The sequence below is a fragment of the Nonomuraea sp. NPDC049758 genome (genome assembly GCF_040674635.1).
GTDB lineage: Bacteria > Actinomycetota > Actinomycetes > Streptosporangiales > Streptosporangiaceae > Nonomuraea.
The window spans coordinates 56705-80781 of sequence record NZ_JBFAMZ010000001.1; the positions used below are offsets into that span (position 1 = coordinate 56705).

The 24077-nt window shown below is 73.3% G+C and carries 22 protein-coding genes; 12 read left to right on the forward strand and 10 right to left on the reverse strand.

The window, feature by feature from the left end; translation table 11 throughout:
- Positions 1 to 125: 125 nt before the first annotated feature.
- Entirely contained in the window at positions 126 to 617 is a 492-nt protein-coding gene (locus AB0J46_RS00225; protein ID WP_364324363.1) for an Lrp/AsnC family transcriptional regulator, read from the forward strand.
- Here AB0J46_RS00225 and AB0J46_RS00230 read toward each other — a convergent pair.
- Genes AB0J46_RS00230 through speB form a run of 3 tightly spaced genes read right to left on the reverse strand, consistent with a single transcriptional unit; the run spans position 614 to position 3704 of the window.
- Complete coding sequence (locus tag AB0J46_RS00230) at positions 614 to 1270, reverse strand: cyclase family protein (protein WP_364326123.1); 657 nt, start codon at positions 1268 to 1270, stop codon at positions 614 to 616. The genes AB0J46_RS00225 and AB0J46_RS00230 overlap by 4 nt on opposite strands.
- The gene (locus tag AB0J46_RS00235) at positions 1270 to 2775 is read right to left on the reverse strand and encodes a cytosine permease (protein ID WP_364324366.1); all 1506 of its coding nucleotides are present in this window, start codon (positions 2773 to 2775) and stop codon (positions 1270 to 1272) included. The genes AB0J46_RS00230 and AB0J46_RS00235 overlap by 1 nt, the downstream gene beginning before the upstream one ends.
- The gene (speB, locus tag AB0J46_RS00240; protein WP_364324369.1) at positions 2772 to 3704 is read right to left on the reverse strand and encodes an agmatinase; all 933 of its coding nucleotides are present in this window, start codon (positions 3702 to 3704) and stop codon (positions 2772 to 2774) included. Before speB ends, AB0J46_RS00235 begins: the two co-directional genes overlap by 4 nt.
- Positions 3705 to 3774: 70 nt before the next feature.
- Between speB and AB0J46_RS00245 the strand changes: the two genes are divergently transcribed.
- The gene (locus AB0J46_RS00245; RefSeq protein ID WP_364324372.1) at positions 3775 to 5229 is read left to right on the forward strand and encodes a PucR family transcriptional regulator; all 1455 of its coding nucleotides are present in this window, start codon (positions 3775 to 3777) and stop codon (positions 5227 to 5229) included.
- Positions 5230 to 5239: 10 nt separating this feature from the next.
- On the opposite strand, the gene AB0J46_RS00250 is transcribed toward AB0J46_RS00245, so the two are convergent.
- Genes AB0J46_RS00250 through AB0J46_RS00265 form a run of 4 tightly spaced genes read right to left on the reverse strand, consistent with a single transcriptional unit; the run spans position 5240 to position 11110 of the window.
- Entirely contained in the window at positions 5240 to 7966 is a 2727-nt protein-coding gene (locus AB0J46_RS00250; protein WP_364324375.1) for an alpha-mannosidase, read from the reverse strand.
- The gene (locus AB0J46_RS00255; RefSeq protein WP_364324377.1) at positions 7957 to 9045 is read right to left on the reverse strand and encodes a Gfo/Idh/MocA family oxidoreductase; all 1089 of its coding nucleotides are present in this window, start codon (positions 9043 to 9045) and stop codon (positions 7957 to 7959) included. The genes AB0J46_RS00250 and AB0J46_RS00255 overlap by 10 nt, the downstream gene beginning before the upstream one ends.
- Positions 9042 to 9941, reverse strand: a complete 900-nt coding sequence (locus tag AB0J46_RS00260; RefSeq protein WP_364324380.1) for a TIM barrel protein — start codon at positions 9939 to 9941, stop codon at positions 9042 to 9044. Before AB0J46_RS00260 ends, AB0J46_RS00255 begins: the two co-directional genes overlap by 4 nt.
- Positions 9932 to 11110, reverse strand: a complete 1179-nt coding sequence (locus AB0J46_RS00265) for a CehA/McbA family metallohydrolase (protein WP_364324383.1) — start codon at positions 11108 to 11110, stop codon at positions 9932 to 9934. The genes AB0J46_RS00260 and AB0J46_RS00265 overlap by 10 nt, the downstream gene beginning before the upstream one ends.
- 225 nt (positions 11111 to 11335) lie before the next feature.
- Between AB0J46_RS00265 and iolC the strand changes: the two genes are divergently transcribed.
- The 5 genes from iolC to AB0J46_RS00290 all read left to right on the forward strand — a co-directional run bounded on the left by iolC (position 11336) and on the right by AB0J46_RS00290 (position 16910).
- Positions 11336 to 12274, forward strand: a complete 939-nt coding sequence (gene iolC, locus AB0J46_RS00270; protein ID WP_364324386.1) for a 5-dehydro-2-deoxygluconokinase — start codon at positions 11336 to 11338, stop codon at positions 12272 to 12274.
- The gene (locus AB0J46_RS00275; RefSeq protein ID WP_358283793.1) at positions 12271 to 13176 is read left to right on the forward strand and encodes a deoxyribose-phosphate aldolase; all 906 of its coding nucleotides are present in this window, start codon (positions 12271 to 12273) and stop codon (positions 13174 to 13176) included. Before iolC ends, AB0J46_RS00275 begins: the two co-directional genes overlap by 4 nt.
- Positions 13173 to 14012 (forward strand): 5-deoxy-glucuronate isomerase, encoded by an 840-nt coding sequence (iolB, locus tag AB0J46_RS00280; protein WP_364324389.1) that lies wholly within the window; start codon positions 13173 to 13175, stop codon positions 14010 to 14012. Before AB0J46_RS00275 ends, iolB begins: the two co-directional genes overlap by 4 nt.
- Positions 14009 to 15844 carry a 3D-(3,5/4)-trihydroxycyclohexane-1,2-dione acylhydrolase (decyclizing) gene (gene iolD / locus AB0J46_RS00285; RefSeq protein WP_364324392.1) on the forward strand — a complete coding sequence of 612 codons (1836 nt, stop codon included), beginning with the start codon at positions 14009 to 14011 and terminating at the stop codon, positions 15842 to 15844. The genes iolB and iolD overlap by 4 nt, the downstream gene beginning before the upstream one ends.
- A gap of 61 nt (positions 15845 to 15905) precedes the next feature.
- Positions 15906 to 16910 carry an AI-2E family transporter gene (locus AB0J46_RS00290; protein ID WP_364326126.1) on the forward strand — a complete coding sequence of 335 codons (1005 nt, stop codon included), beginning with the start codon at positions 15906 to 15908 and terminating at the stop codon, positions 16908 to 16910.
- Here the strand turns inward: AB0J46_RS00290 and AB0J46_RS00295 are convergent.
- Positions 16891 to 17487 (reverse strand): PadR family transcriptional regulator, encoded by a 597-nt coding sequence (locus tag AB0J46_RS00295; protein WP_364324395.1) that lies wholly within the window; start codon positions 17485 to 17487, stop codon positions 16891 to 16893. The genes AB0J46_RS00290 and AB0J46_RS00295 overlap by 20 nt on opposite strands.
- Positions 17488 to 17552: 65 nt before the next feature.
- Here AB0J46_RS00295 and AB0J46_RS00300 point away from each other — a divergent pair, with 65 nt between their 5' ends.
- Complete coding sequence (locus AB0J46_RS00300) at positions 17553 to 19124, forward strand: FAD-dependent monooxygenase (protein ID WP_364324398.1); 1572 nt, start codon at positions 17553 to 17555, stop codon at positions 19122 to 19124.
- A 3-nt stretch (positions 19125 to 19127) separates the two neighbouring features.
- Positions 19128 to 19775, forward strand: a complete 648-nt coding sequence (locus tag AB0J46_RS00305; RefSeq protein ID WP_364324401.1) for an HAD-IA family hydrolase — start codon at positions 19128 to 19130, stop codon at positions 19773 to 19775.
- A 30-nt stretch (positions 19776 to 19805) separates the two neighbouring features.
- On the opposite strand, the gene AB0J46_RS00310 is transcribed toward AB0J46_RS00305, so the two are convergent.
- On the reverse strand, positions 19806 to 20306 hold the full coding sequence (locus tag AB0J46_RS00310) for a DivIVA domain-containing protein (protein ID WP_364324404.1): 501 nt from the start codon (positions 20304 to 20306) through the stop codon (positions 19806 to 19808).
- A gap of 173 nt (positions 20307 to 20479) precedes the next feature.
- Here AB0J46_RS00310 and AB0J46_RS00315 point away from each other — a divergent pair, with 173 nt between their 5' ends.
- From AB0J46_RS00315 to AB0J46_RS00325, 3 genes are all read left to right on the forward strand, one after another.
- Positions 20480 to 21268, forward strand: a complete 789-nt coding sequence (locus AB0J46_RS00315; RefSeq protein WP_364324407.1) for an ATP-binding cassette domain-containing protein — start codon at positions 20480 to 20482, stop codon at positions 21266 to 21268.
- A 113-nt stretch (positions 21269 to 21381) separates the two neighbouring features.
- A complete protein-coding gene (locus AB0J46_RS00320; RefSeq protein WP_364324410.1) occupies positions 21382 to 22053 on the forward strand; it encodes a hypothetical protein in 672 nt (223 codons plus the stop codon).
- A gap of 31 nt (positions 22054 to 22084) precedes the next feature.
- Complete coding sequence (locus tag AB0J46_RS00325) at positions 22085 to 22792, forward strand: SGNH/GDSL hydrolase family protein (protein ID WP_364324413.1); 708 nt, start codon at positions 22085 to 22087, stop codon at positions 22790 to 22792.
- 83 nt (positions 22793 to 22875) lie between these two features.
- On the opposite strand, the gene rlmN is transcribed toward AB0J46_RS00325, so the two are convergent.
- Positions 22876 to 23976, reverse strand: coding sequence for a 23S rRNA (adenine(2503)-C(2))-methyltransferase RlmN (gene rlmN, locus AB0J46_RS00330; protein ID WP_352323804.1), 1101 nt, complete (start codon positions 23974 to 23976; stop codon positions 22876 to 22878).
- Positions 23977 to 24077 lie beyond the last annotated feature (101 nt).

Sequence of the window (24077 nt, forward strand, 5' to 3'; positions counted from 1 at the left end):
TGAAGATATCAAATTGCTACGAATTCGCTTGACACACCGCCAAGAACTGACAACATGTCGCACCAGGACGGCAATCAAGCGGGAACGCCCCCGTAACGCCGGACCGCTAGGAGGATTCCTCTGACATGACGACGCCGCCCCGCGTACGACGAAACAACGCCAGTTCCGGGCCCGTCGTGCTCGACGATCTCTCCAAGCAGATCATCGAGCAGCTCCAGTCAGACGGGCGCATGCCCTACGCGGCGATCGGCAAGGCCGTCGGGCTCTCCGAGGCCGCGGTCCGTCAGCGCGTCCAGCGGTTGCAGGACAGCGGGGTGATGCAGATCGTCGCGGTCACCGACCCCCTCACCCTCGGCTTCCCCCGCCAGGCGATGATCGGGGTCAACTGCGAGGGCGACCTGGAGTCGGTGGCCGACGAGCTGTCGGCCATCGAGGAGATCGACTACGTGGTGCTCACGGCGGGCTCCTTCGATGTGATCGTCGAGGTGGTCTGCGAGGGCGACGGGCACCTGCTGGAGATCCTCAGCAAGATCCGCGCCATCCCCGCCGTCCGGGCCACCGAGTCGTTCGTGTACCTGAAGCTGCGCAAGCAGTCGTACTCCTGGGGCACGCGCTAACCGATCCGCGCCACGGCCCGCACGGGCGCGCCGTCGGCGCCGTCGAGCCGCAGCGGCATCATCCAGACCTCGATCGGCCGCCCCCGGGCCTGGGCGTCCAGCAGCCGGTCGAGGCCGGTGAGGTTCTCGGCGATCACGGCGTGCGCCCCGCACAGGACGCGGTGGGCAGGGAAGTCGTCGGCCGGCGTCGGATCGACGCTCAGCGCGTCGATGCCGACCGTGCGCACGCCCCGCTCGACCAGCAGCGTGGCGGCCTCCTCGGTGAGGAAGGGATGGGCCTGGTAGGACTCGCCGCCCCAGTGGGCCGACCAGCCGGTCGCGACCAGCACGATCGGCGCGTCGCCGCCGGACGGCCAGGCCGGGCCGTCGAGCAGCCCGGCGCCGATCGGCGACCGGGGCGCGAGCCCCCGGGCGTCGGCCACCACGGCCGGCCCGGCGAAGCGGGACAGCGGCAGGTCGCCGAGCGCCGGCAGCGCGTCGTCGATGTGGAAGGGGGCGTCGACGTGGGTGCCCGACTGCGAGCCGAGGTGCAGGCCCAGCACGTTGACGCCGTCGCGGGCGACGGTGAGCGCGGGGGCGACCGAGACCTCGGGGTCGCCCGGATAGACCGGCATCCCGGACTCGACGGGCACCGACAGGTCGACAAGTTCCATCACGCCATCGATTCTGCCGCGTCCACGATGGGCAGGATCGGCGTGTCGGCCGAGCGCACCAGGCGCGGGCCCTGCGGGCCGTACACCTCGCGCGGTTCGGGGAAGAGCGCGAGCAGCGTCAGGTAGAGCACGGCCGCGACCGCGAGGCCCAGCGGCAGCGAGACGTCCACGCCGCCGGCCAGGTCGCCCAGCGGCCCGACGAACTGGCCCGGCAGGTTTACGAACATCAGCGCCACGGCGGCCGCGAGCAGCCACGCGGTGAGGCCGCGCCAGTTCCAGCCGTGGGTGAACCAGTACCGCCCGCCGCGCTGCCGCCGGTTGAAGACCTGCAGGGCGTCGGGGTCGTACCAGCCCCTGCGGGTCACGTAGCCGAGCATCATGATCACCATCCAGGGGGCGGTGCAGGTGATGATCAGCGTGGCGAACGTGGAGATGCTGGCCGTCAGGTTCGCCGCGAAGCGCCCGACGAAGATGAACACGATCGACAGGGTGCCGATGAAGACGGTCGCCTGCACCCGGGAGAAGCGCGGGAACACGCTGGAGAAGTCCAGCCCGGTCCCGTACAGGGAGGTGGTGCCGGTGGACATGCCGCCGATCAGCGCGATCAGGCAGACCGGGACGAAGTACCAGGCCGGCGAGATCGCCAGCAGCCCGCCCACGTAGTTGGGCGCGGCCGGGTCGACGTACTCGGCGGCCTTGGCGGCGATGATCGAGGCGGTGGCCAGCCCGAAGAAGAACGGCAGGACGGTGGCGATCTGCGACAGGAAGGCCGCCGCCATCACGCGGGAGCGCGGGGTCGAGGCCGGGATGTAGCGGGACCAGTCGCCCAGGAAGGCGCCGAAGGACACGGGGTTCGACAGCACGATCAGCGCCGCGCCGATGAACGACGGCCAGAACAGCGGGTCGCCGGCCGCCAGCGTCCCGGGATAGGACGGGTCGAAGTCCCCGGCGAAGGCGAACAGCCCGAGCACGAACAGCAGCGACGCCGCCGCGACCGCGATCTTGTTGACGAACAGCATGAAGCGGAAGCCGTACACGCAGACCACGAGGACGAGCAGGGCGAAGACGGCGTAGGCCACCCCGTAGGACAGGTCGGTGTCGGGCAGGCCGACGAGCCGGTGCGCGCCGCCCACCAGCGCGTCGCCCGACGACCACACCGAGATCGAGAAGAACGCGATGGCGGTCAGCAGCGACAGGAACGAGCCGACGACCCGGCCGTGCACGCCCAGGTGGGCCGAGGAGGAGACGGCGTTGTTGGTGCCGTTGAGCGGCCCGAACAGCGACAGCGGGGCCAGGATCAGCGCCCCGACCACCAGGCCGAGCACGGTGGCCGCGAGCCCCTGCCAGAACGACAGGCCGAACAGGATGGGGAAGGCGCCCAGCACGCAGGTGGCGAACGTGTTCGCGCCCCCGAAGGCGACCCGGAACAGGTCGAACGGCCCGGCGGTGCGGTCGGCGTCGGGGATGCGCTCGACGCCGTAGGTCTCGATCTCGGTGATGCTCATGTCTTCTCCTGCATCGCCAGCAGGCTGACGAGGTCGTAGGCCACGTGGGAGGCGGCGACCGAGGTGATCTCGGCGTGGTCGTAGGCGGGGGCCACCTCGACCACGTCGGCCCCGATCAGGCGGCAGCCGGCCAGACCGCGGAGGATCTCCAGCAGCTCGCGGCTGGTGAGCCCGCCGGCCTCCGGCGTGCCGGTGCCGGGGGCGTGGGCGGGGTCGAGCACGTCGATGTCGACGGAGACGTAGAGCGGGCGGTCGCCGACGCGCTGCCGCAGCACGTCGATGACCTCGTCCAGGCCGCGGCGGAGCACGTCGGCGGCGGTCAGGGTGCCGAACCCGAGCCGCCGGTCGTCCTCCAGGTCCTTCTTGCCGTACAGCGGGCCCCGGATGCCGACGTGGCTCAGCGCCTCGGTGTCGAGGATGCCCTCCTCGACCGCCCGGCGGAAGGGGGTGCCGTGGGTGTACTCGGCGCCGAAGTAGGTGTCCCAGGTGTCGAGGTGCGCGTCGAAGTGCAGCAGCGCCACGGGGCCATGCTTCCTGGCCGCCGAGCGCAGCAGCGGCAGCGCGATCGTGTGGTCGCCGCCGATGGTGACCAGCCGGGCGTCCAGCTCGTCGGCCGCGGCCTCGATGGTCTCGACGGCCTCGCCGATGTCGAACGGGTTCGCCGCGATGTCACCGGCGTCGGCGACCTGGACGCGCTCGAACGGAGAGACGTCCAGCCCCGGGTGGTAGGGCCGCAGCAACCGGCTGGCCTCCCGTACGGCGGCGGGGCCGAACCGGGCGCCCGGACGGTAGGACACGCCCGCGTCGAAGGGCACGCCCACGACGGCCACGTCCGCCCGCTCGACCTGGTCGAGCCGGGGCAGCCGGGCGAAGGTGGCGGGCCCGGCGAAACGCGGGACCCGAGAGGAGTCGACGGGACCGATGTGCATGTTCGTCAGTGTTCGTCACGCTTCTGACCTGCGGCAATTGTTACTCCCACAAAGTAATACGGTGTGTGTTGTGGCTGACCACAAGCTGACGGTCGAAGACCTTCTCCGCTCCCCCGCTCTCCAGCTCCGGGTGCTCGCCGGCGAGGCCGGGCTGTCCCGCTCGGTCTCGTGGGCGCACGTCAGCGAGCTGGCCGACCCGACGCCCTGGCTGCTCGGCGCCGAGGTCATCATGACGACCGGGCTCGGCCTGCCGCGCTCGGCCGCCCGGCAGCGCGCCTACCTCGAACGCCTCGACGACGCGGGGGTCTCGGCGCTCGCCCTGTCGGCCCAGTTGCACGTCCCGCCGCTGCACCGGGCGTTCTTCGAGGCCGCCGAGGAACGCGGCATGCCGGTGCTGGAGGTGCCGCTCGCGGTGCCGTTCATCGCCGTCTCGCAGGAGGTGGCGGCGGCGCTCCAGGAGGACGCCAGCCACCGGCTGGGCGCCCAGCTCCAGGTGTTCGGCGCGCTGCGCTGGCTGGCCGCCGAGGACCTCGACACCGTCACCCTGTTCAAGCGCCTGGAACGCCTGTCCGGCTACGACGTCTACCTGTGCACCCCGCAGGGCCGGCCGCTGCTGCCCGGCGTGCCGGTGCCCTCGCTCGACGTCCTGCCCGCCGAGCCGGACGCGCCGCCCACGATCCCGGGCGGCTTCGCGCTGCCGGTGCCGGCGCCCGGCGGCCCCGCCGGGTTCCTGGTGGCCTTCGAGCGGGAGGGCGCGCGGCCCGCCGGGCTGGCCGTGGTCCAGCACATCGCCACCGTGGCCGCCCTCCAGGTCGCCATGGCCAGGCACGAGCGCGAGACCCTGCGCAGAGAGGGCGCCGAGACGCTGGCCGAGCTGCTCCAGGACGTGCTCGACCCGCCCGCGGCCCGGCGTCGGCTGGCCAGGATGGGCCTGCCCCTGGAGACCGGGTCGGTGCTGCTCGTCGTGCGGCACGCGCCCGACGACGCGCTGCGCCGGGCGGTGGGCGAGCTGCCGCACCTGCTGCTGCGCCGCGGCGACGACCACTACCTGCTGGGGCCGCCCGAGCTGGGGCCGGCGGTGGCCGCCGTGCCCGGGGTCAGCGCGGGCGTGAGCCGGCCGTTCCCGCCGGGCGAGTCGTTGCGGGTCGCCCAGCGGGAGGCCGTGTGGGCGGCCGCGCACGCCGCCGAGTCCGGCAAGGCGCTGGTCCACTACGGCGACGACACCACCGGCCGCTGGCTGCCCGACGACCCCTCCACGCTGTCGGCCCTGGTCGACCACGTGCTGGGCGAGGTGCTGGCCTACGACGAGGCCCACGACTCGCGGCTGCTGCTGTCGGTGCGCACGTGGATGGAGCGCAACCGCCACGTCGAGGACGCGGCGGCGGCGCTGCACGTCCACCCCAACACGCTGGCCTACCGGCTGCGCCGGTTCGCCGCGCTGAGCGGGCGCGACCTGTCGTCCAGCGCGGCGTTCGCGGAGGTCTGGCTGGCCGTGCGCGCGGCCCGCCAGCTCGGCCTCTGCTAGGGCTGCGGGGTCAGCGGAGCTGGACGGTGGCGATCTCCCACGGCCTCAGCGGCAGCCTGAGCGTGCCGTCCTCGGTCTCCAGCGGCTCGCCGGGGCTGCCGGTCAGGCCGGCCCGCCGGGCCCGGGTGAAGTCCCCGCGCACCACGGCCTCGGTGCCGGACGCGGTGAGCGCCACCAGGCGCAGCTCCTGCCAGTCGTCGCGGCGGCGCAGCGAGCTCATCGTCACGCCCTGACCGAACACCGACAACCCGTGCGCCGCCGGCGGCGGGGTCAGCTCGCGATCGCCACCGCCCGGCACCACCAGCAGGTCGTGCCGGTACAGCTCCGCCTGCGGCGGCACGTCCCGCCAGTCCAGGTACGGCATCAGCGCCAGCGACACGGTGTGCGGCCCGCGTGACTGCGCGGCGGGGGTCGGCAGTTGCGGACCGGCGGGCTCGGGGCGCAGCCTGTTGTGGTTGCGCGACAGGTAGCCGACCGAGCGCAGCAGCGTGAGCGCCAGCTCGTACCCGTCGTTCAGCAGCTCGTACTCGGTGACGTGCTCCAGCAGCGCGGCGACGCCGCCGGCGGCCACCCAGCCGGAGGCGGGGAAGGTGGGCAGCGGGGTCTCGCCGCAGCCGCCCTCGGCTTCGAGCTCCCGTCGCACGATCGCGAACTGCCCCTCGGCCAGCGAATGGTCGGCCCGCCTCGGCAGCGGCACGTGGAACCGCACCCGGTGGTCCGCGCACCGGTTGTCGAACGACACCCGCAGCCGGACGAACGGCTCGCCCGCCCGCAGCTCGACCCGCATGGTGACCACGACGTCCTCGGTCGCGCCGGTACGCGCGAGCGGCGGCAGCTCCGGCGTGTTCGGGACGGGCTCGCCCGCCGCCGGCCACAGGTAGACCCGGGTGATCTCCACGGCTGCGACGAGCGGGCCGCCTTCGATGATCTCCGCCTCGATCGAGATCGGCTCGGACACGACCAGGTCGTCGGCGGGGGGCGCGTGGTTGTAGGTGTCGCCGGAGTCGCCGCCGTCCTCGATGCCGCCCACGCCGGTGATCGTCCGGCCGTCCTCGCCGAACAGGCCGAGGGTGCCGTCGGGCTCGATCTCGACCCGCAGCAGCCCGTTGTCCATCACCGTGGAGCTGACCTTGATGGGCAGGACGCCGGTGTCGGAGGAGAGCCAGCAGTCCTGGTGGTGGCGGTTGTTGCGGACCTCCGCCAGCGGCGCGGGGTGCGTGGGCTCGGGCGGGCCGGGGCGCAGGCTCGTGTGGCCGAGCGCGGGCACCTCGACGAAGGCGGCGACAGTGGACCGGGGCTCGGCCTCGACCCGGACGTAGGTCACGCCGTCGAGCGCGCGGCGCACCTCGGCCTGGTCGAACGGCCCGCGCGGCTCCCTGCCCACGGTGATGAGGAGGATGTCGTCGAACACCTGCCAGTCGACGATGTGCTGGCCGTACAGCTCGGTGCCGTGCACGAAGCCGAGCACGGTGAGGGGGTCGATGCGCTCGTCCAGCAGCAGCACCGGCGCGCAGTCCAGGGGCTGGGTGGGCACCGGCGCGCCGGAGGGGCCCACCAGGGGCCCGCTGCCGCCGGCCACGTCGGCGATCACCACGCCGCCGCGCACGGCCGGCGTCGGGTTGACGACCAGCACGCCGTCGGCGGGCACCGCCGCCGCCAGCCGCGCGGTCACCATGTCGCGGACAGCCTGCCCGAGCTGCTCGGCCTCGGCGATGCGGGCGGCGACCTGCTGGGCGGTCTCGTCCACGCCGCAGCCGGTGACCGAGTCGTGGCCGCTGGCCTCCACCAGCCGCCGCCAGGCCATGTCGAGGAACCGGCCGGGCCACGGGCCTCCCCAGAGCGCGGCCAGGGGCTCGGCGTAGCGCTCGACCATGCGCTCGGCCCGGCCCATGGCCTGCTTGACGGCGACGCGGGCGGAGATGACGCCGGGCAGGATGTTGGCGCGGGCGTGCGAGCGCAGCTCGCCGACGACCTGCGGCAGCCCCGCGGTGTCACCCGAAAATTTCTCGATATATCCAGACAAGGTATCCATGCGGGCGCCGACGGCCGCCACCATCTCCGGCAACCCGCGCACGGGGGCCGAGTGGTCGGCGCCGTACATGGCCAGCAGCTCGCCCTGCGGGCCGTGCCAGGCGCGCATGGTGGCGACGAACTCCGCCGCCCGCTCCTCCAGCCCCTTGACGTCGGAGAACAGGTGGGCGCCGTTGCCGTAGCCGCCCTCGGGCAGGTACTGGGTGCGGATCGCGGTGCCGTCGGGGGCCACCCAGGCGAAGGCGTCGGTCGTCACCGACGCCGGCACCCCGCGGTAGACGCAGGCGTGCTCCAGACCGGCCAGCCGCAGGATCTGCGGCATCTGGGCGGTGTGACCGAACATGTCCGGCAGGTAGCCCACCCGCATCGCCCCGCCGAGCTGGTCCGCGCCGGCCAGCCCGAGTTCGAGGTTGCGCACGATGTTCTCACCCGAGCACAGGAACTCGTCGAGCAGGATCTGCCACGGCCCCACCGCCAGCCGCCCGGACGCGACGAGCGCCGCGACGCGGTGCCGGTTCTCCGGACGCACCTCCAGGTAGTCGTCCACGCAGGCGAGCTGGCCGTCGAGGGTGAAGTGGTAGGCGGGCTCGCGTTCCATGGTGTCGAGCACCTCGTCGAGGAGGTCCACCAGCCGCAGCCTGAAGCGCTGGAAGGGCTCGTACCACTCCCTGTCCCAATGCGTGTGCGGTACGACCACTATGTCCATGCCGCCGCCTCCCCTCCGATGGGCAGCCGATGCTGGACGGCGTAGCGGGCGGCGATCCGCTGAGCCGTCACGATGTCCTCCAGTGCGCCGGCCGCGTCGGTGAGCGGCGGGCTGCCATCGTTCACATAAGCATGGAAGGCCGTCAGTTGTACCTCGAACGCCTCGGTCACCTGGCGGTGTTCGGCGCGGGTCTCGGCCCCGGAGACCACGGTGAGGGTGGTGGGCGCGTTCATCAGGTAGGGCGTGGGGAAGACCAGCTCCAGCGTGCCCCCGTCGTGGTGGATGGCGACGGTCTCGCGGTAGGCGGGGTAGCCGTCCAGGTAGTGCCAGCGGATGTGGAACCGGCCCGCCACGGGCAGCGGCCCGGAGATCTCCACGGAACCGGGCGCCGGCCCCCAGCTGTCCACGTACGCGATCTCCCGCGGCGCTCCGGTGAAGCGCCGCAGCAGCGACAGGTCGTGGCAGATCGAGCCCAGGGAGACCGCGTACACGTTGCGCAGCGACTCCGGGGCGGCCTGGCCCAGCGCCCGGGAGACGAGCGCGTCCTCGGTCTCGCGCAACGAGCCGAGCACGCCGGGATCGACGTCGCCGGCCCGCGCCAGGTTCGCGAACGCGAGCTGCGACTCCCCGCTGGGATGCAGCACGGTCACCTCGACCGACCGGACGGCCGCCGGGCCGCCCAGCTCCTCCAGCAGCGCGACGGCCCGGCGCACGGCCGGGTCGTACTGCTTCATGTAGCCGACCATCAGCCGCCCCTCGGGCAGCGCGGCCACCTCCGCCCGGGTCAGCGCGAGCGGCTTTTCGCACAGCACGGCGTACCCGGCGGCCAGCGCCCGCCGCACGGTCTCGCCGTGGGAGCCCGAGGCCAGCACCACCACGGCCTCGAAACCGCCGTCGGCCAGCATCTTCGCCAGGGAGGTGTAGCGCCGGGGCGCGCCCAGCCGGTCGCCGACGACGTCGGCCAGCGTGCGCGACAGGTCGCAGACGGCGCTCACCTCGAACAGGTCCCGCCGCCTGGACAGCAGCGGCACGTAGACCGCCTGGGTGACCGCCCCGCACCCGACCAGCGCGATCCTCACAGGCCCAGCTCCCTCAGCCGCTCGCGGTTGGCGGCCTGGTCGGCGATGTTCCGCCCGACCGGGCGGCGGCCCGGCATCGTGTCCTGCTCGACCACGATCCAGCCCTCGTAGCCGATGGCGTCGAGCGCCGCCACGACCGCGGGCAGGTCGAGCTCGCCGTCGCCCAGACGGGTGAAGCCGCCCCTGGCCATCAGCTCGCGCAGGTCGGCGCCGTCGTCCAGGGCGGCGGCCAGGATCCTGGTGTCGCCGTCCTTGACGTGCACGTGCCCGACGCGGCCGGCCCACGCGCGCAGCGCCGCGACCGGGTCTCCGCCGGCCAGCAGCAGGTGGCCGGTGTCCAGGCAGAGCTGGACGTCGGTCAGCTCCAGAAGGCGCTCGACGTCGTCGGGGGTCTCGACGTAGGTGCCGAGGTGGTGGTGGAAGGCGGGTTCCAGGCCGCGTTCGCGGCAGCGGTCGGCGGCCTCCTGGACGCGGGCGGCGTACCCGGGCCAGTCGGCGGCGGGCAGCCCGGGGACGCTGCCGCCGGGCCTGGCGAACCTCTCGGGCGAGCCCGAGCAGGCCAGCGTGGGCCGGGGCGCGAAGAGGGCGGGCGCCTGCGGCGCGGCGGCGAACACGTCGAGCGCGGCCTCCAGCGCGGGCAGCCCCCGCCGGTACGCCTCGGCGTCGCCGTAACGCAGGTCGACCCAGCCGCCGGCGAGCAGCAGGCCGTGCGCCGACAGCCGGGCGGCCAGATCGGCGCCGGTGCCGAGGTAGCCGATGGGCCCGGAGTCGATGCCCGCGTAACCGGCCTCGGCCAGCGCGCGGACCATCTCGTCGGGGCCCAGGGGCGGCGGCGCGTCGCTGAGCTCGAACACGCCGAAGCTCACCGGCGCGTTCGCGACTCTCCTCACTCGCATAGGGCGATCACCTCGTTCTCGTAGGTCTCCAGGCGGTGGCGTCCCTCGGCCGCGGGAAGCAGCGCCCGCTCGCCGCGGACGACCTGGCGGGCGCCGCCGGGGCGGACCAGCACCAGGCCGTCGGCGTCGAGCGCGAGCAGCTCGTCGCCCAGCCGGAGCAGCAGCGGCGCGTCCGGCCCCGCCGAGACCGCGGTGCGCCCGGCGCGCACGCCGTCGAGCACCGCGCCCGGCTCCTCGGCCAGCACCCACGTGGTCGGCGCGCCCGGCAGTCCGTCGCTGCCGTGCCGGTGGAAGTCGCTGCCGCCGATCGCCACCACGTCGTCGCGCCAGGCGTCGGCCCAGGCCAGCGGCGCGCCCCAGCGGCGGTCCCACCACCCGGAGCTCCACACCTCGGCCACCCTCGGGCGTTCACCGACCGGCAGCAGCCAGGCGCAGTCGCCGCCCAGCGGGTGGTTGATCGAGATCAGGCCGCCGGCGCGCCCGGCGTGCTCGGTCCAGGAGCCCGCGGGCCGCCGGAAGTCCACCCAGCCGACCTCGCCGAACACGTTGGCGTGGCCGCGGTCGGTGGTGACCTCCTGGCCGGGGATGAGCGTGACGCCGCGGTCGGTCGCGCGCAGCCAGGGGTGGTGGCTGACGGTGTTGTGGTCGGTGACCGCCAGGAAGTCCAGGCCCCGGCCGCGGGCCAGCTCGGCCAGCTCGGCGACGGTGAGCGCGCCGTCGCTGTGGACGGTGTGCGCGTGGAAGTCGCCGGCGAACCAGCGCAGCCCGCCGACGTCGGGCACGTCCCGGCGCGGCGGCCGTTCGCCGGGCGGCGGCTCGGCGGCGACCGGCTCCGGCGGGGCCGTGCGCGCGGCCGAGATCTCCAGGGTGAAGTCGAGGCCCTGCGGCGGCACGCGGTGCAGCCCGAGCCACACGTGCCAGGTTCCGGGGTCGGGGACGCCGGGCAGGTAGCCGGGGGTGGCCCAGTCGCGGGCGATCGTGAACTCCGAGCGCGCCCCTCCCGACCAGCCGCGGAAGCCGCCGGGCGAGCCGCAGCCGAGGTCGAGCACGCCCTGCGACCGGTCGTAGTCGAGCCGCACGGTGACGGACTCCGATCCGGCGGGCACCTCGAAGGGGACCTCGCGCAACGACCGCTCCAGCCGGTCGTCGAGGCTCCAGTGGCCTTTCACGCCGGTCCGCCCTTGCCTGAGGCGGGGCGGAAGGAGAGCTTGGTGGTGTGCTGTTCGTGATGGACGCCGTTGGGGACGAACATGAGCGAACCTCCTCACCGCCCGACACTACAGAAGTGAGGTGACGGGGGCCCGTCCTGAAGGATCATCAACAACATAGCGGACATCCTTATGTCATGACAATATGCCATAGTGTCGAGGTAGGGTGCGTCCTCTGGAGGTGCGTTGTACGACCTGATCACGATCGGCCGCTGCGGCGTCGACGTCTATCCGCTGCAGACCGGCGTCGGGCTGGCCGACGTCGAGACCTTCGGCAAGTTCCTCGGCGGCAGCCCGACCAACGTCGCCGTCGCGGCGGCACGTCACGGGCTGCGCTCGGCGGTGATCACCGCGGTGGGCGCCGACCCCTTCGGCGCGTACGTACGGCGGGCCATCCGCGACTTCGGCGTGGACGACGCCTACGTGAGCGTCATCGAGGGCCCGGCCACCCCGGTCACGTTCTGCGAGATCTTCCCGCCCGACCACTTCCCCATCTGGTTCTACCGCGGCGAGCACCCGCCCGACCTGCGCCTCACCCCCGGCCACCTCGACCTCGACGCCATCCGGGCGACCGGGCTGTTCTGGTTCTCCCTCACCGGCCTGAGCAAGGAGCCGAGCCGCGCGGCGCACACCGCCGCCCTGTCGGCCCGCACCTCCGGCTGGACCGTGTTCGACCTCGATCACCGTCCGGCGCTGTGGGAGTCGCGTGCGGCCGCCCGCGCGGCGGCGCGCGAGGCGCTGCCGCACGCGAACGTGGCCGTCGGCAACCTGGACGAGGTGGAGACCGCCGTGGGCGTGCGCGAGCCGGAGGCGGCGGCGCAGGCGCTGCTCGACGCCGGGGTCGAGGTGGCGATCGTCAAGATGGGCCCGGCCGGGGTGCTCGCCCGCACCGCCACCGAGACCGTCGTGGCCGAGCCGGTCGAGGTGAAGGTGGTCAACGGCATCGGGGCCGGCGACGCGTTCGGCGGCGCCGTCTGCCTCGGGCTGCTGCGCGGCTGGCCGCTGGAGCGCACGATCCGCTTCGCGGGCGCCGCCGGCGCGTTCGTGGCCGCCCGGCTGGCCTGCGCCGACGCCATGCCCACCACCGACGAGGTGCACGAGCTGCTGAACGAGGTGCCCACGTGAGCGACCTCACGCTGCCCAGGACCGCCCGCTACGAGTGGCTCACGCGGATCCGCGCGACCCGCCCCGAGGAGATCGCCGCGGCCGCCGCGCGCCGGCAGCGCCGCCGGATGCCGGGGCCGGACGAGCGGCTGCTGATCATCGCCGCCGACCACCCGGCCAGGGGAGCTTTGTCCGTACGCGACCGCCCGCTGGCCATGGGCAGCCGCCACGACCTGCTCGACCGCCTCCAGGCGGCCCTGGCCCGGCCCGGCGTGGACGGCATCCTCGCCTCCCCCGACGTCCTGGAGGACCTGCTGCTGCTGGGCGCGCTGGAGGGCAAGCTGGCCTTCGGCTCGATGAACCGGGGCGGCCTGCAGGGCTCGGTGTTCGAGCTGGACGACCGGTTCACCGGCTTCGACCCCGAGGCCATCGACACGATGCGCCTCGACGGCGGCAAGATGTTGTGCCGCATCGACCCCGGCGACCACGCGACGGCCGCCACCCTGGAGTCGTGCGCGCACGCGGTGACCGGGCTGGCCCGCAGGCGGCTGGTGGCCATGGTGGAGCCGTTCTGGGCGGCGCGCTCGGAGTCCGGCGTGCTGCGCAACGACCTGTCCCCCGACGCCGTGATCCGCTCGATCAGCGTCGCCCAGGCGCTCGGCGCCACCTCGGCCCACACCTGGCTGAAGATCCCCGTGGTGGCCGAGATGGACCGGGTGATGGCCGCGACCACGCTGCCCACCCTGCTCCTCGGCGGCGACCCGCCCGACATCGGCACGGCCTACGCCGACTGGCACCGCGCGCTGGCCCTGCCCGGCGTGCTCGGCCTGGTCGTCGGCCGCGCCCTGCTCTACCCATCCGACGACGACGTGGCGACGGCGGTGGACGGCGCCGCCGCCCTGGTACGAGAGGCACACGCATGACCTACCTGCCCTACGGCAAGGCCGCCAACGGCCCCTGGTCGGTGGAGATCACCCCCTCGCTGGCCGGCTGGACCTACTCCGGGCTGCGCGTGGCGGACCTGACCGGCACGCCGCTGTCGTTCGGCACCGGAGAGGAGGAGATGATCGTCCTTCCGCTGTCGGGGTCGTGCACGGTCGAGGTCGGCGGCGAGACGTTCGTGCTGGCCGGGCGCGGGTCGGTGTTCGACGGGCCGAGCGACTTCGCGTACCTGCCGATCGGCGTCCAGGTCACGTTGAGCGGCGGCGGGCGCGTCGCGCTGCCGTCGGCCCGCGCGACCCGGTCGCTGCCGCCGCGGCACGTGCCCGCCTCCCGGGTGCCGGTGGAGATCAGGGGCGCGGGGCAGGCCAGCCGGCAGGTGAACAACTTCTGCGCCCCCGGCGTGTTCGACTGCGACAAGCTCATGGCCGTCGAGGTGCTGACCCCGGGCGGCAACTGGTCGTCCTACCCGCCGCACAAGCACGACACCCCCAACCCGGGCGAGGCCGTGCTGGAGGAGGTCTACTACTTCGAGGTCGCCGGCGACGGGCCCGGCTACCAGCGCGTCTACTCCTCCGAGCGGGGGCAGGTGGACACGCTGGCCGAGGTCTCCTCCGGCGACGTCGTCCTGGTGCCCTACGGCTACCACGGGCCGTCCATGGCCGCCCCCGGTTACGACCTGTACTACCTCAACGTGCTGGCGGGGCCGGCGGAGGAGCGTTCGATGGCGTTCTGCGACGATCCCCGTCACGCCTGGATCCGCTCGTCCTGGTCGGGCCAGGACGTCGACCCGAGACTGCCGTTCGGAGGGCACGCATGACCCGGTTGACCGTCGCGCAGGCCGTCGTGCGCTTCCTGGCCGCCCAGTGGAGCGAGCGCGACGGCGAGGAGCGCCGCTTCTTCGGCGGCTGCTTCGGCATCTTCGGCCACGGCAACGTCGCCGGGCTCGGCCAGGCCCTGGCCACCGCGGGCGACGACCTGCCCTACTACCTGGCCCGCAACGAGCAGGCCATGGTGCACACGGCCGCCGCCTACGCCCGGGCCGCCGACCGGCTGGCCACGCTGGCCTGCACGACGTCGATCGGCCCCGGCGCGACCAACATGATCACCGGCGCGGCCGGCGCGACGATCAACCGGCTGCCGGTGCTGCTGCTGCCCGGCGACGTCTTCTCCACCCGTGCCGCCAACCCGGTGCTCCAGGAGCTGGAGGACCCGCGTTCGTACGACATCTCGGTCAACGACTGCTTCAAGCCGGTCTCGCGGTACTGGGACCGGATCAACCGGCCCGAACAGCTCCCGTCCGCGCTGACGGCGGCCATGCGGGTGCTCACCGACCCGGCCGAGACCGGCGCGGTGACGCTGGCGCTGCCGCAGGACGTGCAGGCCGAGGCGTACGACTGGCCCGAGGAGCTGTTCGCCCGCCGGGTGTGGCACGTGCCGCGCCCGCGCCCCGAACGCGCCGCGCTGGCCAGGGCGGCGCAGGTGATCAGGTCGGCGGCCCGCCCGCTGATCGTCTCCGGCGGCGGGACGATCTACAGCCGGGCCACCGCCGAACTGGCCGCCTTCGCCGAGGCGCACGGCATCCCGGTCGCCGAGACCCAGGCCGGCAAGGGGGCGCTGCCGCACGGCCATCCGCTGGCGGTGGGCGCGGTGGGCGCGACCGGCACCACCGCCGCCAACACGCTGGCCCGCGAGGCCGACGTGATCATCGGGATCGGCACCCGCTACAGCGACTTCACCACGGCGTCGAGGTCGCTGTTCGCCGCGGACGCCAGGTTCGTCAACGTCAACGTCGCCGCCTTCGACGCCGCCAAGCTGTCGGGGCTGCACCTGGTCGGCGACGCCCGCGAATGCCTGACCGACCTGGTCGCCGCCGTCGCCGGCCGGCGCTCCGACGACGCCTGGACGGCCAGGGCCGCCGCGCTCTCCCGGGACTGGGACGCGCAGGTGGACCGGGCGTACGCGCTCGACGGCCTCCCGCTGTCGCAGGCGGCGATCATCGGGGCCGTGAACGCGGCCGCGAGCCCGGACGGCGTCGTGGTGTGCGCGGCCGGTTCCATGCCGGGCGACCTGCACAAGCTGTGGCGGCCGAGCGGCCCCGGCGGCTACCACGTCGAGTACGGCAACTCCTGCATGGGCTACGAGATCGCGGGCGGCGTCGGCGTCAAGCTGGCCGCGCCGGAGCGCGAGGTGTTCGTCCTGGTGGGCGACGGGTCGTACCTGATGATGGCGCAGGAGCTGGTCACCGCGGTCGCCGAGGGCGTCAAGCTGGTCGTCGTCCTGGTGGACAACTCGGGCTTCGCCTCCATCGGGCGGCTGTCGGAGAGCGTGGGCGCGCGCCGCCTGGGCACGTCCTACCGCTCCCGCACGGGCGGCCCGCTGCCGGTCGACCTGGCCGCCAACGCCGCCAGCCTGGGCGCGGCCGTGCTGCGTCCGGAGTCGCTCGCCGACCTGCGCAAGGCCCTGGAGGAGGCGCGCTCGTCCGGCGAGACGACCGTCGTGCACGTGCGCACCGATCCCATGGCCGACGACGTCCCCTCCTCGCAGGCGTGGTGGGACGTGCCCGTGGCCGGGGTGGGCGCGCCGGCCGAGCGGGCGGCGTACGAGGAGGCCAAGCGGTCGCAGCGCGCGCACCTGAGGCCGCCGTCCTGACCAGGGTTGCCTCCGATCACCGCCGGGAAGGCCACTGACCAGGCACGATCGGGGGTTGGACATGAGGCCGTGGCGGGTGCTGGGGTGGATCGCGCTCATCGCGGTCGCCTTCTTCTGCCTCTATCACCTGCGCACGGTCGTCATGTCCGTGATCATCGGCGTCTTCCTCACGGCGCTGCTGCACCCGCCGGCCCGCTGGCTCACCGCCCGCGGGCTCGGCCCGGCGCTGGCCACCACGATCGTCTTCGCCGGTGGCCTGCTGCTGGCCGGCGCGCTGATCGCGCTGCTGGTGCCGCCCACGGTGAACAGCCTGAGCGAGATGCGCACCAGCCTGGGCAAGGCGTTCGGCGACCTGCACGGCCTGGCCGCCCGGTTCGGGCTCGACGACCAGCGGCTGCTCGCCCAGGCCAGGGACTACGTCTCCAAGCAGGGCAGGCAGATCACCAGCGGCGCCATCGCCGGGGTCAGGACGGCCGGCGAGATCGTCGTCGGCGCGGTGCTGGCGGTCATCCTGTCGGTGTACTTCGTGCACGGCGGCGAGCGGCTGTTCGCCTGGATCGTCGATCTGGTGCCGGAGGCGGCCAAGGCACGCTGCCACGACACCGGCGTGCTGATCTTCGGGGTGATCGGGCGCTACATCCGCGGCGTGGCGATCGTGGGCGTGGTCGACGGCTTCTTCATCGGGCTCGCGTTGTGGATCCTCGGCGTGCCGATCGCGCTGCCGCTGGCCGTGCTGACGTTCGTGGGGGCGTTCCTGCCGGTGGTGGGGGCGTTCATGGCCGGGCTGCTGGCGGCGGTGGTGGCGCTCGTGGCCAAGGGGTGGCTGGTGGCGCTGATCGTGGTCGCGGTGACGGTGGCGGTGCAGCAGCTCGAAGGGCACGTGCTGGCGCCGCAGGTCTACGGCAAGGCGCTCGACCTGCCGGGAGCGGTCATCCTGATCGCGATCACGGTGGGCAGCGTGATCGCGGGCATCACCGGGGCGTTCCTGGCCGCGCCGGTGACCTCGGTGCTCGTCGCGCTGCTGCGGCGGCCGCGCCCGCACCTGATCACTCCCGGGCCGAGCTGACTGCCTCCAGCTGCTCGTGCGACCACTGGATGCGGCCTTCCCGCAGGTCGGCGATGACGGCGCGGAGCCAGCGGGCCTCGGCCGCCGTCACCTCGCGCAGGTACTCGGACTCCAGCATCGTGATGCGCGGCAGGTCCTGCTCGGCCGACAGGCTCGACTCCAGCTCGGCCAGCGTCTGCTCCACGGCCGCCGCCCGCCGCTCCAGCGCGTCGGCCAGCACGCCGGGCGGGAGCAGCATCGCGTTGGACAGCGCGGCCGGGAACTGCGGGAACTCCTGTTTGGGACGGCTGAGCATGTCGTCGAGCCACACGTCGAGCCGCTCGCGCCCGGCGTCGGTGAGCTCGTAGACCGTGCGCTCCGGGTACTGCTGGTCGCGGCCGGTCTCCCTGACCCTGACCAGCCCGGCCTCTGCCAGCCGCTCGATCGTGCGGTAGAGCCCGGCCCGCTGGCCGACGTTGACGACCTGGTCCTTCCCCCACTGCTTGAGCAGGCGCTGCATGCCGTACGCGTGCAGAGGCCGGGACCGCAGCAGGGCCAGCACGGTGAGGGCGAGCGGCGAGCCGCGGTCGAGAGCCATGGCTCTCATCGTAGCCGCACGACAACTAGTTGACTTGAGACTAGTTGCAATGCAACTATCTCCCCATGACCACAACAGACCGCCCTGAGGGCGTCATGACCGAGATTCCCGTGCTGATCGTCGGCGGCGGCTACGCCGGGCTCACCTCCGCCCTGTTCCTGTCCCACCACGGGGTGCCCTGCGTGCTCGTCGACCGCCACCCCGGCGTGTCGCTCCTGGGCAGGGCGCGCGGCATCACCCCGCGCACGATGGAGATCTACCGGCCGCTCGGCCTGGAGCAGGCCGTCAAGGAGGCCGGGCGGCCCTTCGACGAGGAAGGGGGCGTGGCCCGCTGCGCGACGCTGGCCGGCGAATGGCAGTGGCTCTTCGAGGGCGGCTCCTCCCGGGCGCTGCCCGAGCTGACCGCGGGCGAGTACGGCCTGGCCGACCAGAGCACGGTCGAGCCGATCCTCGCCGAGGCCGCCCGCGCCCGGGGCGCCGACCTGCGCTTCGACACCATATGCAGGTCGATCGAGCCCGACGCGGACGGCGTCACGGTGGTGACCGAGGACGCCCGCACCGGTGAGCGCCGGACCCTGCGCGCCCGCTACCTGATCGCCGCCGACGGCTACCGCGGCACGATCAGGGAGCGGCTGGGCATCGCCCGCGAAGGGCTCGGCGTCCTGCGCGCCTACCAGTCCTTCGTCTTCAGGGCCGACCTGTCGGAGCTGGTCACCAAGCGGGCGCTGTTCTGGATCCTCGGCGCGCCCGGCGGGACGGCCTCGGGCGCGATGGTCTCCCACGCGCTGCCGGGCCATTGGGGCATGGCCCTGACGTACGACCCCGCCGCCGAGTCGCCGGACGACTTCACCGACGAGCGGCTGGTCGCCTCCGCCAAGGAGCTGATCGGCCGCGACCTGCCCGTGGAGATCGTCAGCAGGGCCGCGTGGGAGGAGGCGGTGGGCGTCGCCACGCGCTACCGCGAGGGACGGGTGTTCCTGGTCGGCGACGCGGCGCACGTCTGGCCGCCGGCCGGCGGGCTGGGCGCCAACTCGGCCGTCCAGGACACGCACAACCTGGCCTGGAAGCTGGCCGCCGTGCTGGCCGGCCGGGCCTCCGACGCACTGCTCGACACCTACGAGGCCGAACGCCGCCCGGTGGCCCTGGAGCTGGCCGACCTGACCGTACGCAGCCAGGCGGCCAGGTTCGGCCCCAACCCTGATGACGACCCGCTCGACCACGTCGCGGCGATCCTGGGACAGCGCTACCGCTCGTCGGCCATGGTCGGCGCCACCCACGAGACGGTGTTCGGCGACTCGACGGCCCAGGGCGCCCGTCCCGGCACCCGCGCCCCGCACCTCTGGCTCGACCGGGACGGCGAGCGCATCGGCGTCCACGACCTGTTCCACGACGCCTTCGTCCTGCTGTGCGGCCCCGGCGGCGCGGACTGGGCGCACGCCGCCGGGCCCGGGGTGCGGGTGCACCGGGTGGGCGGTGACGTGCTCGACGTCGAGGACGCCTGGGCCGAACGCTACGGCGACGCCACCGCCGTCCTGGTCCGCCCCGACGGCTACGTGGCCTGGCGGGCCGAAGGACCGGCGGTCGAGGGCGAGGTCGGCCGGGCGCTCGACCAGGTGCTCGGAAGGGTCATCATGTGACCTATGCGATGGATCACGTTCGACTGTTTCGGCACCCTCGTCGACTGGCGGCACGGCATCGGCACCAGCCTTGAGCTGATCGCGCCCGGCAGGGGGGACGAGCTGCTGACGGCGTACCTGCGGCACGAGAGCGCGGTCGAGGCCGAGACGCCACGGGCCCGCTACCGGGACGTCATGGCCGAGGCGCTGCGCCGCGCCTGCGCCGAGACCGCAGTCCCGCTGAACGGCGACGACGCCTCGGTGCTGGCCGCCACGCTGCCCTACTGGCCGGTGTACGCCGAGGTCGGGGCGGAGCTGTCGGCCCTGCGCGCGGCGGGCCGGCGGCTGGCGCTGCTGACCAACTGCGACCGCGACCTGATCGCCCAGACGCTGCGGCGGCTGCCCGTGCCGTTCGACGCGGTGGTGACCGCCGAGGACGCCGGGGCCTACAAGCCGGACGAGGCGCACTTCGAGCACTTCAGCAGGGCCTACGAGCCGGCCGAGTGGGTGCACGTGGCGCAGAGCCACTTCCACGACATGATCCCGGCCGAGCGGCTGGGCGTGCGCCGGGTGTGGATCAACCGGCACGGCGAGCGGCCCGCCGGGCCCGAGGTCGTCCGGGTGGTGCTGCCCGACCTCCGCGGCCTGCTCGCGGCCGTCGAACGGGCCTGACGGCGGCGCCGGGGCCGGACCGCGGCGGGTCTAGCGGGGTTTCTCCAGGATCTCGGCGACGCCTTCGAGGAAGGAGTCGACGTCGGCGATCAGGTAGCCGGCGCGCAGCAGCACGGTCGAGAAGCGGGCCTCGCGCACCTCCTGGGCGGTCACCGCGAACTCGGTCGTGCCGCGCAGGGTGGCCACGATGCGGTCGAGGAAGGCGTCGACCTCGTCCTCGTTGTAGCCGGTGCCCATGCGGCCGGGGCGGAAGGCCACCCGTTCGACGCGGGCCGCCTGGGTCTCGAACCACTCCTCGCGCAGCAGCTCCCCGGTGGGCTCGGCCATGGCGAGCCGCACCGGGCGCTTGACCTGGGTCTCCAGGGCCACGACGAACGCCTCCAGCGCGAAGTCCACCGCGGTCTCGTGGTAGCCGCCGCGTTTGGCGCGGAAGGTCGCGGTGCGGACCTCGTCTGCGGTGACGGGCTCGACCGTGTGCGGCCCTCTGCCCAGGGTCGACTCGATGCGCGCGATCAGGGCGTCGACTTCCACGGGGTCATAGCCTGAACGCATACCCATGACGCGCGGAAAGCGGTTCAAGCCCACTCCTCCTGAGATGTGCCGGGGGCTTCTCCATTGTGAGGCCCTTTCTCACGGTGAGGCCCTTTATAGCGGTCAGGCCTTTTATCACGGCCCTGCGCCCTGACATATACCGTTACAGCACCATGCGACTGTTACAGGTCTCTTTTCGCTACCGAAGACGTCAGCCCTTCGTCCTCGAAGAGGCCGACGCGCAGCTCGCGCCGGGCGACGCGATCGAGCTGACCGGGGCCAACGGGGCGGGGAAATCCACGCTGCTGCGGCTCCTCGCGGGGCTCGCGCGGCCGACGCGGGGCCACATCACCGACCGTCCCGGCGTCGTGGGCTTCGCCCCCGACCGCTTCCCGACGGCCCAGCCGTTCACGGTGACCTCCTACCTGACGCACATGGCGTCCGTACGGGGCGGCGCCCGGTGGCGGCCCTGGGCCGAACGCCTGAACATGGGCCACCTCCTCGGCCTGCCGCTCGGCGAGCTGTCCAAGGGCAGCGCGCACAAGGTCGGCCTGGTCCAGGCCCTGATGGCCGACCCCGGCCTGCTGATCCTGGACGAGCCCTTCGCCGGCCTGGACGCCGACACCCGCGAGACGCTGCCCGCCATCGTCACCGAGGTCGCCGGGCGCGGGGGCATCGTCATCACCAGCGACCACCAGGGCGGCCTGCGCGGCCTCCCCGGGCTCCGCTCATGGTTGCTCGTGGACGGCCACCTCAAGGAGTCCACCCCCGCCGCCGCTGTGGCCCAGGCGGCCCAGGTGGCCTCTGTGATCCCCGCGACACACGCTCCGAAACGCCCGCTGACCACCGTGGCGGTCACCCTGCCCGCCGACGACCTCCCGCTCTTCCTGACCAGAATGCGCGACCAGGGCTACCGAACCTCCGAGCTCGACCACCCCCACACGCCCGAGGAGCCCGGATGATCGCTCTGGCCCGCCTGACCAAGGAGTGCCGGTGATCGCCCTGACCGCCGTCCGCCCGCCCGAGGAGTGCCCGTGATGGCCCGGGACGCCGTCCGCCTGCCCAAGGAGTGCCGGTGATCGCTCTGGCTGTCTTCCGGTTGGCCGCCTATGTGCGGTCGCATCGCGTGCATCAGGCGCTTCTGCTCACCCTCGCCATGCTCGCCATCGTCTACGGCAGCCGCGCGCCCAAGGGTACGGAGGCCGCCGTGCTGGCCGACGGCGCCGTCCTGATCATCCCCATCTTCGCCTGGGCCACGCGGAGCCTCCTGGACACCGAGCCCGACCGGCAGCGCGAGCTGTCGGCGGTCACCGCGGGCGGCCGCGGCAAGGAGGTGGCCGCCGGGCTCGTGGCGAGCCTGGTCGCCTGCGCCGCGCTGGCCGCCGTCGGCCTGGCGTGGGCCGTCCTGCTCGGCCTGAGCGAGCGCCCCGGCCGGGACGTGCTCGGCGCGGCCCTCGTCCTGCACGCCCTGGCGGTGCTCGCCGGGACGGCGCTCGGCGCGCTCACCAGCCGGGCCGTGCTGCGCTCCCCCGCGGTCTCGATCATGTCGCTGGTGCTCGGCTATCTGGTGATGCTGCTGCTCAGCGCGTCCCCCGCGTACTGGCTGACGGTTCCGCTGGTGGTCTGGATGCGTACGGCCGGCGCCGGCGAGCTGCTCGACCAGCTGCCCCAACTGTCCGCGATCTCCCTGGTGTGGTGCCTGGCGGGACTCGCCCTGTATGCCTGGAGGCGCCGTAGGGTAGGTTAGTAAGCGTTCACTCACCACTGAGGAGGCAACGGTGAAGGTGATCTGCCTGGGTGACAGCATCACCCGCGGACAGGTGAGCGTCGACTATGTGGCCATGCTGCGCGACCGGCTGCCCGGCGAGACGGTGATCAACGCGGGCGTCAACTACGAGCCGTCGTCCGAGCTGCTCAAGCGTCTCGACGACGTCGTACGGCAGGATCCGGACGTGGTCACCGTGCTCATCGGCACCAACGACGCCAACGCCACGTTGAGCGAGAAGCGGGCCAGGGCCCTGCGCAAGCGCTGGAAGCTCGCCGAGACCCCCACGCCCGCCGCGTACGCCGCCAACCTGACGGCCATCGCCGCCCGCCTGCAGAACGAGACCATGGCCCGCGTGGCGCTGCTGTCCCCGCCGGTCATCGGCGAGGACCTGGACTCGGTCCCGGTGCGCCGCACCCAGGAGTTCGCCGAGATCGTCAGGACGGTCGCCGCCGAGCAGGGCGTGACCTACCTGCCGCTCAACGAGCGCATGACCGCCGACCTGGAGGGCACCTCGCCCCGCACCCACTACCGTCCCGAGAGCAACCAGGCGCAGACCGCCGCGATGCAGCACTTCCTGCTCGGCCGCAGCCTGGACGCCATCTCCAGCAGCCGCGGCCTGCGGCTCACCACCGACACCGTGCACCTCAACAGCCGGGGCGCCGCCATGATCGCCGACCTGGTCGAGACCTTCGCCGCCCGCTCGACCGCCACGAGATAGGCCGGCCGCCTTCCTCGGCGGCCGCCGGGCGGGGCCGGTCACCTGCTCGAAGAGGGCCGGCTACCCGCTCGGGCCGGGGCCGGTTACTCGGCCGCGGCGAGCTGGCCGCAGGCGCCGTCGATCTCGCGGCCCCGGGTGTCGCGCACGGTCACCGGCACGCCGTGGAACTCCAGCCTGCGCACGAACGCCCGCTCGTCCTCCGGCCGGGACGCCGTCCACTTGGAGCCGGGCGTGGGGTTGAGCGGGATCAGGTTGACGTGCACGAGCTTGTTCCTGACCAGCTTGCCGAGCAGGTCGGCCCGCCACTCCTGGTCGTTGACGTCCTTGATCAGCGCGTACTCGATGGAGATGCGGCGCTTGGTCTTGGCCGCGTACGACCAGGCCGCGTCGAGGACCTCGGCCACCTTCCAGCGCGTGTTGATCGGGACGAGCGTGTCGCGCAGCTCGTCGTCGGGCGCGTGCAGCGACAGCGCGAGCGTGACCGGCAGCCCCTCCTCGGCGAGCTTGCCGATGGCGGGCACCAGCCCCACGGTCGAGACCGTGACCCCGCGCGCGGAGATGCCGAGACCGTGCGGCGCGGGCTCGACCATGCGGCGCACGGCGCCGATCACCTGCTTGTAGTTGGCCAGCGGCTCGCCCATGCCCATGAAGACGATGTTGCTCACCCGGCCGGGCCCGCCCGGCACCTCGCCCGCCGCCAGCGCACGGGCGCCGGCAACCACCTGCTCGACGATCTCGGCGGTGGACATGTTCCGGGTCAGGCCCGCCTGTCCGGTGGCGCAGAACGGGCAGTTCATGCCACAACCGGCCTGCGACGACACGCACATCGTGACCCGCTCGGGATAGCGCATGAGCACCGACTCGACCAGCGCGCCGTCGAACAGCCGCCACAGGGTCTTGCGGGTCGTGCCGCCGTCGGTGGTCAGCTCCTTGACCGGCGTGAGCAGCGTCGGCAGCAGCGCCGACAGCTTGTCGCGGGCCGCCGCGGACAGATCGGTCATCTCGGCGACGTCGGCGGTGTGGCGCTCGAAGTAGTGGCGCGAGAGCTGGTCGGCGCGGAACGCCTTCTCCCCCAGCTCGGTGACCGCGGCCCGGCGCTCGGCCATGGACAGGTCCGCCAGGTGCCGCGCGGGCTTGGCCCGTCGCGGTGCGACGAAGGTGAGCTGGCCTGGCTGCTGGGACACGTTCCTGCCTTTGCTTGGGGGGACTTCCGGGACTCTGCTTGGGACTTCCGGGATTTCTCACCGGCCAGGTTAGTGAACGCCGGCCGCGGAGGAGGCATTCC

What these genes read in the sequence shown, in the direction of transcription:
- AB0J46_RS00230 (WP_364326123.1), bottom strand. Translation starts at nt 1,270, where the DNA reads ATGGAACTTGTCGACCTGTCGGTGCCCGTCGAGTCCGGGATGCCGGTC.
- AB0J46_RS00295 (WP_364324395.1), bottom strand. Translation starts at nt 17,487, where the DNA reads ATGGCTCTCGACCGCGGCTCGCCGCTCGCCCTCACCGTGCTGGCCCTG.
- iolD (WP_364324392.1), top strand. Translation starts at nt 14,009, where the DNA reads ATGACCCGGTTGACCGTCGCGCAGGCCGTCGTGCGCTTCCTGGCCGCC.
- AB0J46_RS00250 (WP_364324375.1), bottom strand. Translation starts at nt 7,966, where the DNA reads ATGGACATAGTGGTCGTACCGCACACGCATTGGGACAGGGAGTGGTAC.
- AB0J46_RS00315 (WP_364324407.1), top strand. Translation starts at nt 20,480, where the DNA reads ATGCGACTGTTACAGGTCTCTTTTCGCTACCGAAGACGTCAGCCCTTC.
- AB0J46_RS00300 (WP_364324398.1), top strand. Translation starts at nt 17,553, where the DNA reads ATGACCACAACAGACCGCCCTGAGGGCGTCATGACCGAGATTCCCGTG.
- AB0J46_RS00305 (WP_364324401.1), top strand. Translation starts at nt 19,128, where the DNA reads ATGCGATGGATCACGTTCGACTGTTTCGGCACCCTCGTCGACTGGCGG.
- AB0J46_RS00225 (WP_364324363.1), top strand. Translation starts at nt 126, where the DNA reads ATGACGACGCCGCCCCGCGTACGACGAAACAACGCCAGTTCCGGGCCC.
- AB0J46_RS00235 (WP_364324366.1), bottom strand. Translation starts at nt 2,775, where the DNA reads ATGAGCATCACCGAGATCGAGACCTACGGCGTCGAGCGCATCCCCGAC.
- AB0J46_RS00290 (WP_364326126.1), top strand. Translation starts at nt 15,906, where the DNA reads ATGAGGCCGTGGCGGGTGCTGGGGTGGATCGCGCTCATCGCGGTCGCC.
- AB0J46_RS00260 (WP_364324380.1), bottom strand. Translation starts at nt 9,941, where the DNA reads ATGCGAGTGAGGAGAGTCGCGAACGCGCCGGTGAGCTTCGGCGTGTTC.
- speB (WP_364324369.1), bottom strand. Translation starts at nt 3,704, where the DNA reads ATGCACATCGGTCCCGTCGACTCCTCTCGGGTCCCGCGTTTCGCCGGG.
- iolB (WP_364324389.1), top strand. Translation starts at nt 13,173, where the DNA reads ATGACCTACCTGCCCTACGGCAAGGCCGCCAACGGCCCCTGGTCGGTG.